Raw genomic sequence first — 15,741 nt, forward strand, 5'->3', positions numbered from 1 at the left:
AGAGGTGTTAGACATGACGATTTATAATATCAATTTTGGAATCGGTTGGGCCAGTAGTGGTGTTGAATATGCACAAGTGTATCGAGCAAAACTATTAAGGCAATTACCTTATCCAACAAAATTTATATTTTTAGATTTTATTCAATCAGAAAATATTCAAACACTAACAAGCAACATAGGGTTTAAAGATGATGAAGTTATTTGGCTATATCAATACTTCACAGACGTAAAAATCGCTCCTACAACGTACACAGTTGATGATTTAATTTCAGAGTTGGGTAATGAGGTTACTCGAAAAGAACAAAACGGTAAAGTATTACGACTCTATTTAAATAATCAGCAAACATTCGTAACCTGCTATTTAAAAAATGCTAACGAACATTACGTTGATCGTGCGGAGTTTGTAGTGAATGGAATGTTAATTAGGAAAGATTTTTATAGCTATGTAAGAACATTCTCGGAGTATTATGCTCCTTTTGACAATAAAGCTAAAATATATATGCGTCAATTTTATAATGAAGATGGATCAATTGTATACCGCGAATATATAGATGAAGATGAACATGTTTTTGTATTTGATGATGCACGTTTATACAGTAAACAAGCACTCGTCGCATACTTTATACGCCAATTGCGATTGGATTCAGACGATATCATTATTATTGATCGAGCAACTGATGTGGGACAAGCCATATTAGAAAACAAGGGATCCAGTAAAGTTGGCGTAGTCGTTCACGCTGAACATTTCAGTGAAGGGGCGACTGATGGGACTCACATTTTATGGAATAATTATTATGAGTATCAATTCGAAAATGCACAGTATATTGATTTCTTTATCACAGCGACAGATTTGCAAAGGCATACACTAAGTGAACAATTTAAACAATATAAGAATGATTGCCCACGTATACGTACAATTCCAGTAGGTAGTATAGAATCGTTACAATATCCTGAAAAAGAAAGAAAACCATATTCCATCATAACCGCATCACGTCTTGCTACCGAAAAACATGTTGATTGGATAGTGGAAGCTGTGATTAAAGCTAAACATCAGTTACCTCAATTGAGTTTTGATATCTACGGACAAGGAGAAGAACAAGAAAAAATTAAAAATATTATTATCAAACATCGTGCTGAGGATTACATACAAATTAAAGGACATAGAAATCTTCGTACAATATATCAGCAATATGAATTATTCATAGCTGCCTCACAAAGTGAAGGATTCGGACTGACATTAATGGAAGCGGTTGGCTCAGGTTTAGGTATGATTGGATTTGATGTGAATTATGGCAGTCCGACATTTATACGACATCATCAAAATGGCTATTTGATACCGATAGATTTTGAACAAGCGTCTACTGATGATATCACAACGCAAATCGCTCATATGATTATTCGATATTTTAAAGATGGTCCCATAAGGGCACATGAGGTATCGTATAACATTGCAGAATCATTTAAAACATCGCATATTGTTGATCTATGGAGACAACTCATTGAAGAGGTGCTATATGATTAATTTATTCGAAAGTTATAATCAAGAAACACAGGAATTACATCACTCTCTTAAGCATGCTGGTTACAATCACTTTACGATTGTAATTAATGATGATGGTTTTTTACCTGATGATGTGACATCGCCGTATCGTTTTTTCGCAGCATATCAAATTTATGAAGATGATACCCCTGCTTTTTTTAATGATATTGATACGCCTCCTTTTTGGGAAATTAAAGGAGATGCGACAATGGCTACCATTACAGATATGGGTGAGCTTAGAGGTAAAATCTTTTATAAGGAACATTATAAGACACGGGTAGTTAGCCATGTAGAGTGGCTTGATTCAAAACAGCGTTTGCGTTCGGTTGATTATTATACAAAAGAAGGATTTAAATTTGCTGAAACAGTTTACGATTTGTTAGGTAATGCAATATTAAAAAAGTATATGACACGTGAAGGTAAAGAAGTGATTTATGAGAATTATGTAACTAACGATGTAGTTGTAGAATATGAAGGGAAATCTTATTTTTTTGAGTCATATACAGAGTGGATTAAATTTTACTTGAGTGAAATGGGCGTTGAGATAAAAGAAGTTATATTTAATACTTTATCAACACCATTTTTAGCAATTTATCATTTACCGACATTGAAAAAAGGTATTTTATTTTGGCAAGAGCAATCTCATGGTTATATCCCAGGAAATATGAAAGTCATGTTATCACAAAACCTTCAAAGTCGCTTTGCCGTTATTGTTCCTAATCAAAATGAATATAAATTGATCAAAGAACAACTATCTAGAGAGGAACAACAGAAAGTATATGCATCTGGTTACTTATATGACATGTATAAACGGAATCACTATTCTAAGAATGTATTAACATTAACAAATTCAGATCAAATACCACATGTTGAAACGTTGATACGTTTGCATAAAGATTATCAATTTCACATAGGCGCTAAAACTGAGATGTCTTCAAAATTATTAAGTTTATCGCAATATGAAAATGTTAAATTATATCCAATAATTAAAGATCAAACAGTTCAAACCTTATATCAACAATGTGATATCTATTTAGATATTAATGAAGGGAATGAAATAGGGAATGCTGTAAGAAGCGCATATAATCATCAATTGTTAATTATGGGATATAAAGCGGTTGTTCATAATCAAGATTTCGTTGCAATAGAAAATCAGTTTCTTGTAAATGATATAAGTCAGTTGAGTAACGCTTTGAAGGAGATAGGGACTCATCGTGGTCAATTTGAAACACGTTTAGCACTACAACAACGTCATGCTAATGCTGTGTCGGTATCAACATTTAAATATGCATTAGTACAAGCATTAAGTGGTTAATCATTAGTATTTTTGTATCGAAACTTACAATATTGTAATTGTATTCCATATCACTTAAATGAATACTCAGAATGTGTTTATATTTAAATTGAGGTGATGATTGTATGGAAAATTTTGATAAAAGCTATCATGATAAAACGGATGATATGTTAGGGGCTTTAAGTTATCTAAGTGTATTTTTTGCACCTGTATTGTTTCCGTTAATCGTATGGATTGTTGGACAACCACCAGCATCTACGTATTCAAGAAATGCATTATTTAACCATATATTGAGTTGGGTGTGTTTGGCATTAGGACTTATATCATTTTCTGCTGGACTATCCTTGATTGATTCGACAAATGGAGTTGCTGTACTAGTGATAGGAGTAATTATTGGAGGTATTCTACTTATCGCTTCGCTTGTATTATTTATTATTAATATTGTGAAGGGTATCAAATTATTGATGCCTTAGTAAGACAGAATGAACAGAGTAATCAAGTTAATAATATGGAACCTGATACATCAATCATATGTACAGGTTCTTTTCTTATTTTGATTGTAATTGAATGAACTGAGAGACTTATTTTGAATTCTTTATTATTGAAAAGGGAGTTAACACATTTGTTTTAGGGAGTGAGGATATGGAAACGGTATATTTTGCTGGTGGATGTCTCTGGGGAACTCAAGCTTTTTTTAATACGATTCCAGGAGTTATTCAAACAGAAGCTGGAAGGGCAAATGGAACGTCGAAATGTTTAGATGCTCCTTATGATGGCTATGCTGAATGTGTGAAGATACACTTTGATCCTGCAAAAACTTCAATACATATGCTGATGGATTATTTGTTTGAAATGATAAATCCTTATAGTTTAAATCAACAAGGTCAAGACAAGGGTCAAAAATATCGAACAGGCGTGTATAGTGAAAGTTCGAAGCATTTAAATGAAGCAAAAGACTACATTAAGCGCAGGGAAGACGCGAAACAAGTAATGGTCGAAGTACAACCTCTAAGTAATTATGTAAAGAGTGCAGAAGAACATCAGAATCATCTTGAGAAATTTCCGGAGGATTATTATTTATGTCATGTTCCTCCAGCATTGCTTAATAAATACAAGAAATAATCATTGTCGTATTCATCTAGACTGATGAATTGAATGCATTTGTTCTTCGTTGATAGATAACATAAAAGAAACGGTAATTCCTTGATAAGATTAATAAGGAAATTACCGCTGTTATTTTATTTAATATATATTTATATGTTGAAGTACTTATTTTTTACAAGAAAAAGTATCTAATAAGCTAAGTGTTGATAAACCTAATAAGTCTAAAGCATGTTGTGCACCTTTTTTACCATGCCCTGCTTCAAAATGTTTGTAAGCTGCAACACCAAGTACTGAAATTGCTGCAAGTGAGCCTAAGCGTGAAATATTTTTATTTAAAAAACTTGCAGCAAATAAACCAGCAGCTGCAGCTTCAACGCCACCTGCTAATTTAACTGAGTTTTCCGGTAAACCAAATGTATTAGTGAACGTATCAATCATACCTTGATCGCCTTTTAATTTAGGTTTACTTGCATCATATAATTCTTTAGCTAGTTTTAAATTTGTAGCATAACGTAAAATCATTAAAGATTCCTCCTATTTATCTGTAAATATGAATTCCTTCTAGACATATCTTTTCCCTAAAATAAAAATTAAATGCACAATTTAACAGAAATGTTGTAATATATTAACGATTTAATCATAGGTTTGTGAAATATAGATATTAAAAGGTAATGGTAATCTTAATATTGATGTAATCTGTATGTCAATTTTTCAGCTCTCATGTGTCTATAAAGAAATTAAATGTATACAAGTGTATTTATATTATTTTAATTTTTCGTCAATTTAAATATCTCTTTAGGTATTTGAAACAACCTGTCATAATAATCGTATTGATTAAAATTTAGAAAGGAGTATGGAAATCGATGGAAGAAAGTAAAAACTATAATCTCATTACGACAATCATGTTTATTTCAGGTATCATTGTAATGGCAAGTTTATATACGGCTCTACCTCTTACAGCAACTTTCGCAGAAGACTTTCATGTTCCTGAATCTATAGCAACTTTAAACGGTGTTTTATTCTCATTAACATATTCAATCAGTTGTCTATTTTATGGAACGATTTCTGAAAAGTATGGCAGAATTAAAACTATTTTAGTAGGTATGAGTGCATTAGTTATCATCTGTCTGATGATAGGTATTGTTCATTCATTTACAGTGTTATTAATATTAAGAGCACTACAAGGCGTATTTGCTGCATCATTTTCTCCTGTAGTCATGACTTATACAACTGAAACTTATCCACGTGTGAAACGTGTAACAGCAATTAGTTTTATCAGTACAAGTTTTATGTTATCAGGTGTGTTAGGGCAAAATATGAGTGAATTAGTCGTAAGTTATTTGAATTGGCAGTGGGTATATTTTATTTTAACAATCCTATATTTAATTCTCGTATTAGTTATTTATAAAAATGTACCTGAGAGTCCACATAAAAATCCTGATATACAACTCTTTAAGTTTTTCAATAACTTTAAAGATTTCAAAGACAATCTTAAAGTTTTCTATTGTTTATTTATTTCACTAACATTATTGATTATGTTTATAAGTATGTATGATATTTTAAATGAATATGTCACATCACACCAAGTTGGGGGAGACATGTCTGTGTCCTCAATGATGAAATTGTTCGGTGTGATAGGCATGTTATTATCTCTATTAGCAGGGCGTGTAAGCAGTCGTATAGGTATGAAGCGCTTGCTAACTATCGCATTAACAACATGTATTGTGTCGATCATACTCATGGGTGTGACTACGAATATTATACTTATTACAACATTTAGTGTGTTGTTTGTTGCAGGCATCGCATTTGCGATTCCTACTGTTATTTCAAAAGTAGGTGTAGTTGTTAAAAACAATCAAGGTTTCTTTTTATCTGTTAATACATTTGTATTATTCTTAGGAACAGCGATTGCACCTATTCTAATGTTATTTGTAGGCGAACTGTCTAACTTTTTCTTACAGTTTTTAATGATTGCTATTGTCGGACTGATTGCTTTAGTTGTATCAATATTTATGCCAGGTGACCAACGTTCTTGAAAATAGCTTCAAATGATAAAAGCAAAATTGGTTATTAAAAGTTAAAAATACTTTTTATAAATTTTAACTATAATGAAATGATTGATAAATATTAGACAATGCTAAGTCAAGTCATGTAACCTTAAGTTGATAGAACGATTAACGATAGGAGTGGATATAAAATGAATTATTCACCAAAACAAGGTGTTAAAAGTCATGGATTGCCACATGATCCGTTCAAAAGTAGCACCGTACCTAGACCTATAGGTTGGATTTCTACAGTATCTAAAGAAGGTAAAGATAACTTGGCGCCGTACAGTCAATATCAAAATCTTACATGGGATCCCCCAATGGTAATGTTTGCGGCTAATCAGTCAGTGCTTGGCGATCATGAAAGAAAAGATACAGTTAAAAATGCGGAAGAAACTGGTTGGTTTGTATGGAATATGGCAACATATGATTTGCGTGAAGCAGTGAATTTATCATCCAAAGCATTACCTCCAGAAGATGATGAATTTGACTTTGCTGGTGTGACGAAAGAATCGTGTATCGAAGCTCCTGGAAGTAGGGTAAAGGAATCACCTGTTCATTTTGAATGTGAATACGTTCAAACAGTAAGAATTCCCACTGGAGACCCTGTTTCAACTGTGGATATAGTCATCGGTCGTGTAGCACAAGTGCATATTGACGATAAAGTAATTATGGACAACGGAAAATTAGACATTAAGTCAATCAGACCTATAGCACGTCTCGGTTATTATGATTACACGGTTGTCGATGAAATATTTGAAATGAAAGCACCTGCAGCGTCGAAAGAAGAATTGGCTGGACTAGAAGGTCGAAATTTTGACAACACTAATAAAGGATCATGATACATCAAAAAGAATGAAATCATTTTCATATTAAATTCGTCGTTCAGATTCATTAATGAGAACTAGAAATTTAAAAACTTGAAAAAGAGTATTTTAAATTTAACTGACAAAAGCCAATAGCTAAATATGCCTAGGACATTGATGTCCTAGGCTCTTTTAATAATTACAAAATTTTTAAATACTATGTTTTGTTATAGAGATGTTGGTATGTTTTACAGCTTTGAAAAAAGATCATACGTAGCCATTAACAAAGTGACCGATTAAACTTAAGAGTCCTACTAAAAAAAGGCATACACCGGGTATAAACATTTTTTCTTTAGCATCTATCGGTTTTGAATGATAGATAATTTGACTTAAAACGATAAGCACAACACCAATAATCATAGCGATGATTGATATGGTAAACATAAATAGTCCTCCTTCGGTGATGGGCAACTTTACATTTTATGAAGAAAAAATCTATTTACTTATACTATTCCCATTTTAACCTTTTTATAGTTGTTTTAAAGTAAAATTTTTTAAAAAGTATGAAATTGATTTAAAAAAAGATATTTTGTTTATGAAAAGTAAATTTAATGAGGGATTGAAAATGAAAACCAGTGATTGTGGAAGTATGAGAGTATATAAAAAGAGTAGAATAGAATTCAATTTGAATTCATTATTCTACTCTTTAATCGTGTATAGAATTATTTGCAAAGAGTTAGTTGTACGATTACAAGTTTTATTGCGCTGTAACGTCTATCTGAACGTCAATATTACCACGTGTTGCTTTTGAGTATGGACAGAATTGATGTGCTTGCTCCACAAATTTCTCAGCATCTTGTTGGGACATATTTTCAAGTGTGACTTTAATATCTGCGCCAAGTTTAAAACCATTGTCAGTATCATCTTTAAGTAATTCAATAGTGATTTCAACTTCTGGGTTGGCATCACTTATTTTATTTTGAGATAAGATTAATGATAGCGCGCTATTAAAGCATGCACTATATCCAGCAGCAAATAATTGTTCAGGATTAGTATCGTTGCCTCCTTGACCACCCATTTCCTTAGGTGTTGCAAGGTTTTGAACAAATGTATTATCTGGACTAAAAACGCGACCATCACGTCCACCATTTGAAATCATTGTAGTTGAGTAAATAGAATTTGCCATTATAAAAACTCCTTGTTTTTGAATTACACTTAACTTAATATATTATTTAAATAATTAAGTGTGTAAAGAAGTGTAATACCAAATTACTAATAATTACAAGAAATTTGTTTTTTAAATTTGTTATTTTAGGTTCATTATCTACAAATCTATGAAATTATGTATTATAATGTGATATGTATATTTTTGATTAAATCATGTAAATCTATTTAAAGAATAATACAGGTAACTTTATTAAAGGAGTATGTGTAAATGAAGAGAACAGATAAAATTGGTGTCTACCTCAAGCTGTCATGTTCTGCGTTGTTACTTAGTGGTTCGCTGGTTGGTTATGGCTTCACAAAAGATGCTTTTGCAGATTCAGAAAGTACATCATCAAATGTTGAAAATACTTCTAATAGTAACTCCATCGCTGACAAAATCCAACAAGCTAAAAATGATATTAAAGATTTGAAAGAACTTTCTGACGCAGATATCAAAAGTTTTGAAGAACGTTTAGATAAAGTCGATAATCAATCAAGCATTGACCGTATTATAAATGATGCAAAAGATAAAAATAATCACTTAGAATCGACAGACTCTAGTGCCACATCATCAAAAACTGAAGATGACGATACATCTGAAAAAGATAATGATGATATAACTAAAGACTTAGATAAAATTCTGTCAGATTTAGATTCAATTGCTAAAAATGTTGATAACCATCAACAAGATGAAGGAAGTGTTTCTAAACCTAGCGACTCAACAACCGATGAAGAAGATGATTCAAATAATAAAGTACACGATACAAGTGCTAGTACACGTAATGCAACTACTGATGATTCTGAAGAGTCAGTTATTGATAAATTAGATAAAATCCATCAAGATTTTAAGTTTGACTCTAATAATAAGCCTTCTGAACAAAGCAATCAGCAAGCATCACCATCTAATAAAACAGAAAATAACAAAGAAGAATCTAGTACAACAACAAACCAATCTGATAGTGATAGTAAAGACGATAAAAGTAATGATGGTCGTCGCTCAACATTAGAACGTCTAGCATCAGATACTGATCAAATTAGGGATTCAAAAAATCAACATGTCACAGATGGAAAACAAGATATACAAGCAATTACACGTTCATTACAAGGTAGTGATAAGATTGAAAAAGCACTTGCTAAGGTACAAACTGACAATCAATCACTAGATTCTAATTATATAAATAATAAATTAATGAATTTAAGAGCACTAGATACAAAAGTAGAGGATAATAACACTTTATCTGATGATAAGAAACAAGCGCTTAAACAAGAAATTGATAAAACTAAGCAAAGTATTGACCGACAAAGAAATATTATTATAGATCAACTCAATGGTGCTAGTAATAAAAAGCAAGCAACCGAAGATATCTTAAATAGTGTTTTTAGCAAAAATGAAGTAGAAGACATAATGAAACGTATTAAAACAAATGGCCGAAGTAATGAAGATATCGCTAATCAAATTGCCAAGCAAATCGATGGTCTTGCATTAACTTCTAGTGATGATATTTTAAAATCAATGTTAGATCAATCTAAAGATAAAGAAAGTTTAATTAAACAACTGTTGACGACACGACTTGGTAATGATGAAGCAGATCGTATTGCCAAAAAATTGTTAAGCCAAAACTTGTCGAATTCTCAAATCGTAGAACAATTAAAACGTCATTTTAATAGTCAAGGAACAGCAACAGCTGATGATATATTGAATGGTGTGATTAATGATGCTAAAGACAAAAGACAAGCGATTGAAACAATATTACAAACCCGTATCAATAAAGACAAAGCTAAAATTATCGCTGATGTTATTGCGCGTGTACAAAAGGACAAATCAGATATCATGGATCTCATTCACTCTGCGATTGAAGGCAAGGCAAATGATTTATTAGATTTAGAAAAACGAGCAAAACAAGCTAAGAAAGACTTAGAATATATTTTAGATCCTATAAAGAATAGACCATCCTTGTTAGATCGTATTAACAAAGGTGTCGGTGATTCTAATTCAATATTTGATAGACCAAGTTTACTTGATAAACTTCACTCAAGAGGATCTATTCTTGATAAATTAGATCATTCGGCACCGGAGAATGGATTATCTTTAGATAATAAAGGTGGCCTTTTAAGTGATCTATTTGACGACGATGGTAATATTTCATTACCAGCGACAGGTGAAGTCATCAAACAACATTGGATGTCAGTGGCTGTTGTACTCATGTCATTAGGTGGGGCGCTCATCTTTATGGCTCGTAGAAAAAAACACCAAAATTAATTTGAAAATGATATATACTAATAGACATCATCAATCTTATGTGTAGTTAAACAATTACACAGTTAATGATTGAGTTGTCGCAATGCTTACTCAAAGTTTATAACAAGAGTCAGTATAAAAGAGTAGGACTAAGAATTTAAAATCAATTCTGTCCTACTCTTTTTTGACATGTAATAATGATCGTTATATATAATGAATAATATACTTTTAGAAATCACTTGAGAAAAATATAAAAATGGACTTTTCAATGTAAACTTACTCAAATATAGTTATTGAATATAAAATAAGCACAAAGATGCATTGTAAATTTGAATACATCTTTGTGCTATTATTTTGTGGGTAATACCTCAAATAATTTTAAATTTTTACTATTTACCTTTAATGTAATCTAAATCTTGAGCATCTTCTGCATCAATAGTTCTGAATGAAATGACACCTAATCCTTTAACATTTGATTCAGAAATAACAATTGAACCGTCGTCATTAACTTTTTCAACGAAAGCAACATGACCATACTGTGTATCAGCACCTAATTGTCCAGCTTCAAACACAACTGCAGTATGATTTTTAGGTGTGTGCGTTACCGTATAGCCTTCACTTTCAGCACGGTTATTCCAATTATGAGCATCACCTAAGTCACCAGAAATGGAGGAATCAAATTGATTCATACGGTGGTACACATACCAAGTACATTGACCATGTGGGTAAGGTGATGTACCGGAAGTTTCAGTAAATGGTTTGAAGTCATTACCAGACACATCTGTACCTATTGATTTGTTGTATTTCTTCATGTTAGGCATTTTTTCTTTGTCAAAAGATGTTAAATGATAATGTTTAATAATACTATTTAATTTTTTAGAATAATTAGGATCTGTGGCGTATGAGCGTGACAGATGTGAAGTAGCATCTTTATATGATAGAGCTTCACTCTTCCAAGTTGGTTTATAAATTGACGGATTACCATCGATACCATGTTTGATTAAATCTGCATAATCTTCAAGAGATTGTTTAGTACTTGGGTATTTACGGAAACCTGCTTGGATACTAAACATATGATTACTGCTATCAGCTTCTAAAGTATTAAAAGTTACAGATTGTTCTTTGTAGTCACCTTTGATTCCAAACAAGTTATGATTTGGTGATTGTGCAAGTGAACTTTTTCCAGAGTCAGATTCTAAAATGGCTTGAGCAATCATAACTGATGCATATATATCTTGGTCTTTTCCAATCTGATGCGCATCTTTAGCAATTGATTGAATGAAATCACGTGTGTCTTGACTGTCAACAACATTAAATGAATCAGAAGATAAGTCACCATTGTCTAATTCAGGTAGTTGTTGGAAAAGACTTGTTGAACGTGTATTTGAGCGTTTAATGTCATCCTCGAATGATTGTGCAGGTTTTGATTGATGTTTTAATTCATCATCTGTTGGTAATTGTGGATTTTTGTCAGCATGATCACTTTGAGATGTTTTAGTGTGACTTGTATTCTTGCTTTTATTGTAATCTTTTTCTGTTTTCTTAGCATCCTGACTATATTCATCTAAAATAGAGTCTAATGCTGAATCTGTAATACTAGAATATTTCTTGTTATGTTCTGAGCTATCATCATTCGCTTGAGTTTGTTTTTGCTCAGAAGAAGATTGATTTTTGTTTGTATCTACGTCTTCGCCTTCTTGATCTTCTTTATCCATTTCTCCAAGTAAATCACTGACGTCAGAATCGGCTTGGTGGTTAGTTGTCTTTTCTTTTTCATTGTTTGATGGTTCTTGATCTTGTTCAGCAGACGACTGTGAGTGATTTTGATGTTGTGATGGTTGTTTTGCCTGATCTGCTTGATCTACTTGATCTTTTTCGTCATTAGAAGAATGGTTTGTCTTTTGTGGCTGTTCGTAATCTGTTATATCAGAATCGAAATCAAATAAATTTTGGATGAGTGACGTTAAACTAAAACTATCTTCGTATCTATTCGGTTCCCAGTATTTAGAAAAATCTACTGACTGAGACTTAAAATTATCATAAAGTTGATCAACTAAATTATCATCTTTCATTTTATAGTTGCGATGTGTTGAGTCAGCTGATAATGATTTATTAGAGTCTTTGTCCTTGCTGTCAGAAGCGCTTTTTTTATCATCAGAATCGTGTTTAGAATCATCGTTGTTAAATTCATCTTTTTCAGATTGCTTTGATGTTTCTTTTTGTGCTTGATGTTGTTCCATTTTATCTGAACTTGTATTTTTATTAGATGAATCTTCAGCAAAAGCTGTTTGTGTAGCGAAGGTTGGCGTGATAAGCGCCGTCGATAGTATATATACTAAAAATTTATTTTTCTTCATCTTATGTGTGCTCCCTTAAAAATTATTTTTAGTTATTGTCATAACAAATGAGAATTTGATATAATTTATCTTATGGTTTATAAAGTTGACAAGTATCAACAAAAATGAATTACGCCTTAATACAAATATTATACTAATCAACATTAGAAAAATAAATCCATTTAATCAAATTTTAATATAATATGTGTATCATCTTTACGTAAGCAAAAAAATATGCACATTTAAGTAATCATCTGTACGGAAATGTATTACAATAAAAAAGAATAATGATAATTAGGAGTGTGAAAATGAAAAACGCACTAAAACTTTTTATCACGGATTTAAAAAGAGTTGCTAAAACACCAGGTGTATGGGTCATCTTAGCTGGTTTAGCAATTCTTCCTTCATTCTATGCATGGTTTAACCTCTGGGCTATGTGGGATCCGTATGGTCATACAGGACATATCAAAGTTGCCGTAGTGAATGAAGACCAAGGTGAAAAAGTTCGTGGTAAGAATATTAATGTAGGAAATAAAATGGTCAAAACTTTAAAAAAGAATGATAGTTTTGACTGGCAATTTGTGAGTAGAGAAAAAGCTGACCATGAAATTAAAATGGGAAAATATTATGCAGGTATTTATATACCGAAGAAATTTACACATGAAATCACTGGTACTTTAAGAAAACATCCTCAAAAGGCGGATATAGATTTTAAAGTAAATCAGAAGATTAATGCCGTAGCAGCTAAATTAACCGATACGGGATCGTCGTTTGTAATTGATAAAGCAAATAAACAATTTAACAAAACCGTAGCAACCGCTTTACTTTCTGAAGCTAACAAAGTCGGACTATCAATTGAAGATAATGTACCTACAATCAATAAAATTAAGAGTGCTGTATATCAAGCTAATAATTCATTGCCTAAAATTAATCAATTTGCAGACAAGATTATTGAACTAAATAAACATCAAGATGATTTGGATGCTTATGCTAATCAATTTAGAAGTTTAGGAAAGTATAAAGGGAATGTATTAGATGCTCAAGAAAAACTTAATGCTGTTAATTCGTCTATTCCGGCACTTAATGAAAGGGCTAAGTTGATACTTGCACTTGATAGCTACATGCCTAATATTGAAAGAATTTTAAATGTTGCTGCTAATGATGTTCCAGCACAATTCCCTAGAATCAATAGAGGTGTCGATATTGCAAGTGAAGGAATTGATGCAGCGAGCGGTCAGTTAAATGATGCAAAAGGTTATTTGACTCAAGCTAAAGCGAGAGTGGGAGACTATCAAGAAGCAGCGGGTCGCGCTCAAGATGTGAATAACCAAGCAAATCAAAATTTAAGAAATCAAGCATCAACTACACCCCAAAGCGCTATAAAATCATCTCATTCGGAAGGGAAGAGTCATTCAAACATTAAAACAGTACCTGTGAGTCAATCAGGTGAGAATCAACCCGTATACAGTGATAACATTTTATCTAACAGTGATGTAAAATCAATGAATACAGCTTTAACAGAAGCTTTATTATCATTATCTAATCAAACTGATCAACAAGCACAAGCTACCCAACAAGACGTTAAATCATTAAAAAATATAGCATATGGTGTCATCGCTTCAGATAAACCATCAGAGTTTAAAGAACCATTAAAAAATATAAAATCACGCTTAGAAAACGCATCTAAGTATAATCAACAATTTATAGATATCTTGTCAGAGTTGGAAAAAAGTGAACATGTTGATTTATCTAATGAAATTAAGCAAGTGAAAGAAGCAAACAATAGCATTAATGATAATTTAAAAAGTACCAATCAATTAATAGATGCATTGTCAAATGGTAGCTCCGGACAATTAGAAGCAGTCAATGTATTACGTGACTTACCTAACTTAAATAAAAGGTTAGATACATTACGAAATTACATTAAAAAAGAACTTAATCGTAATTTACTAGCTGTTTCTAATGAGATTACTGATCAACTTAATAAAGGTCAAAATACATTATCGACAATCCAGTCTAAATTAAATACTATTAACCGAGTGATTAACGCTGGTCAAGATATTTTAAATAGCGGTAAAAAGAGAATTGATACGATTCAAACTGCATTGCCAGCGATCGAAAACGCATATATAAATGCAATGCGAACTGCACAGGCTTACTTCCCAACAGCTAAAAAAGATGTCGCGAAAGCCGCAGACTTTGTACGTAATGACTTGCCTGGATTAGAGAGAGAACTAGCCAATGTAACACAGTCTGTAAACCAAAAAATACCATCTTTATTTAGTCGTTATGATAATGCTGTAGATTTATTAAACGAGAAACAGCCTCAAGCTAAAGAAGCACTTGCTTCGCTTGCCGATTTCTCAGAAAATAAATTGCCAGATGTTGAGAAAGACTTGAAAAAAGCAAATAAAATCTTCAAAAAGTTAGATAAAGATGATGCTGTAGATAAGTTAATAGATACACTGAAAAATGATTTGAAGAAACAGGCGGATATTGTTGCTAACCCTATTAATAAAAAAACGACAGATGTGTTCCCAGTAAAAGATTATGGTTCTGGCATGACGCCATTCTATACTGCATTGTCTATTTGGGTTGGAGGATTATTAATGGTTAGCTTATTATCTGTGGATAACAAACACGAACACTTACAACCTATTATGACGAAGAGACAAGTGTATCTTGGTAAATCTGGTTTCTTTTTCTTATTAGGTATCATACAGGCATTAATAGTATCTATCGGTGATTTAGTTATCCTTAAAGCATCGATAGAATCACCGATATTATTTGTCTCTGTTGCCGTGTTTAGTTCACTCGTATTTAACTCGATCATTTACACATCTGTATCATTGTTAGGTAACCCTGGTAAGGCTGTTGCTATTATCTTACTTGTGTTACAAATTGCTGGTGGTGGAGGTACATTCCCAATTCAAACAACGCCAGAATTCTTCCAAGCGATATCTCCATATTTACCATTCACGTATTCTATCGACGCATTACGTGAAACAGTTGGAGGTATAGTTCCAGAGATACTGATTACGAAAGTGATTATTTTAGGTTTATTCGGAATTGGATTCATGGTTGTAGGTTATTGCTTGAAACCTGTGACTGATCCTATTATCCGTAAAATTGCTGAAAAAGCTGACGAAAGTAAAGTAACTGAATAAAGAT

12 protein-coding genes are annotated in these 15,741 nt (G+C 32.2%); 8 read left to right on the top strand and 4 right to left on the bottom strand.

Features of this window, described 5'->3' with window-relative positions; translation table 11 throughout:
• The first annotated feature begins 13 nt into the window (after window positions 1-13).
• From gtfA to NST35_RS01135, 4 genes are all read left to right on the top strand, one after another.
• Window positions 14-1,522, top strand: coding sequence for an accessory Sec system glycosyltransferase GtfA (gene gtfA, locus NST35_RS01120; RefSeq protein WP_002458348.1), 1,509 nt, complete (start codon window positions 14-16; stop codon window positions 1,520-1,522).
• Window positions 1,515-2,855, top strand: a complete 1,341-nt coding sequence (gene gtfB, locus NST35_RS01125) for an accessory Sec system glycosylation chaperone GtfB (protein WP_002490446.1) — start codon at window positions 1,515-1,517, stop codon at window positions 2,853-2,855. Before gtfA ends, gtfB begins: the two co-directional genes overlap by 8 nt.
• Window positions 2,856-2,959: 104 nt before the next feature.
• Window positions 2,960-3,307: a membrane protein gene (locus NST35_RS01130; protein ID WP_002458347.1), complete on the top strand. Its 348-nt coding sequence runs from the start codon at window positions 2,960-2,962 to the stop codon at window positions 3,305-3,307.
• Window positions 3,308-3,476: 169 nt separating this feature from the next.
• Window positions 3,477-3,956 (top strand): peptide-methionine (S)-S-oxide reductase, encoded by a 480-nt coding sequence (locus NST35_RS01135; protein ID WP_002458346.1) that lies wholly within the window; start codon window positions 3,477-3,479, stop codon window positions 3,954-3,956.
• A 147-nt stretch (window positions 3,957-4,103) separates the two neighbouring features.
• Here the strand turns inward: NST35_RS01135 and NST35_RS01140 are convergent, their stop codons facing one another.
• A complete protein-coding gene (locus NST35_RS01140) occupies window positions 4,104-4,460 on the bottom strand; it encodes a hypothetical protein (RefSeq protein WP_002446941.1) in 357 nt (118 codons plus the stop codon).
• 341 nt (window positions 4,461-4,801) lie between these two features.
• On the opposite strand from NST35_RS01140, the gene NST35_RS01145 reads away from it, so the two are divergent.
• On the top strand, window positions 4,802-5,974 hold the full coding sequence (locus NST35_RS01145; RefSeq protein ID WP_002458345.1) for an MFS transporter: 1,173 nt from the start codon (window positions 4,802-4,804) through the stop codon (window positions 5,972-5,974).
• 161 nt (window positions 5,975-6,135) lie between these two features.
• Entirely contained in the window at window positions 6,136-6,825 is a 690-nt protein-coding gene (locus NST35_RS01150; protein ID WP_002458344.1) for a flavin reductase family protein, read from the top strand.
• Window positions 6,826-7,056: 231 nt separating this feature from the next.
• Here NST35_RS01150 and NST35_RS01155 read toward each other — a convergent pair whose 3' ends face one another.
• Together NST35_RS01155 and NST35_RS01160 are read right to left on the bottom strand one after the other, a co-directional pair.
• Window positions 7,057-7,233 carry a hypothetical protein gene (locus NST35_RS01155; protein WP_001831885.1) on the bottom strand — a complete coding sequence of 59 codons (177 nt, stop codon included), beginning with the start codon at window positions 7,231-7,233 and terminating at the stop codon, window positions 7,057-7,059.
• Between the two features lie 313 nt (window positions 7,234-7,546).
• Window positions 7,547-7,975, bottom strand: a complete 429-nt coding sequence (locus tag NST35_RS01160) for an organic hydroperoxide resistance protein (protein WP_002446944.1) — start codon at window positions 7,973-7,975, stop codon at window positions 7,547-7,549.
• Window positions 7,976-8,224: 249 nt separating this feature from the next.
• Between NST35_RS01160 and NST35_RS01165 the strand changes: the two genes are divergently transcribed.
• On the top strand, window positions 8,225-10,255 hold the full coding sequence (locus NST35_RS01165; protein WP_002458343.1) for an LPXTG cell wall anchor domain-containing protein: 2,031 nt from the start codon (window positions 8,225-8,227) through the stop codon (window positions 10,253-10,255).
• A 368-nt stretch (window positions 10,256-10,623) separates the two neighbouring features.
• Here NST35_RS01165 and NST35_RS01170 read toward each other — a convergent pair whose 3' ends face one another.
• Complete coding sequence (locus NST35_RS01170; RefSeq protein ID WP_002458342.1) at window positions 10,624-12,591, bottom strand: amidase domain-containing protein; 1,968 nt, start codon at window positions 12,589-12,591, stop codon at window positions 10,624-10,626.
• A 287-nt stretch (window positions 12,592-12,878) separates the two neighbouring features.
• Between NST35_RS01170 and NST35_RS01175 the strand changes: the two genes are divergently transcribed.
• The gene (locus NST35_RS01175) at window positions 12,879-15,737 is read left to right on the top strand and encodes a YhgE/Pip domain-containing protein (RefSeq protein WP_002458341.1); all 2,859 of its coding nucleotides are present in this window, start codon (window positions 12,879-12,881) and stop codon (window positions 15,735-15,737) included.
• The last annotated feature ends 4 nt before the right edge of the window (window positions 15,738-15,741 follow it).

The organism is Staphylococcus sp. FSL W8-0304 (genome assembly GCF_038006565.1).
GTDB lineage: Bacteria > Bacillota > Bacilli > Staphylococcales > Staphylococcaceae > Staphylococcus > Staphylococcus epidermidis.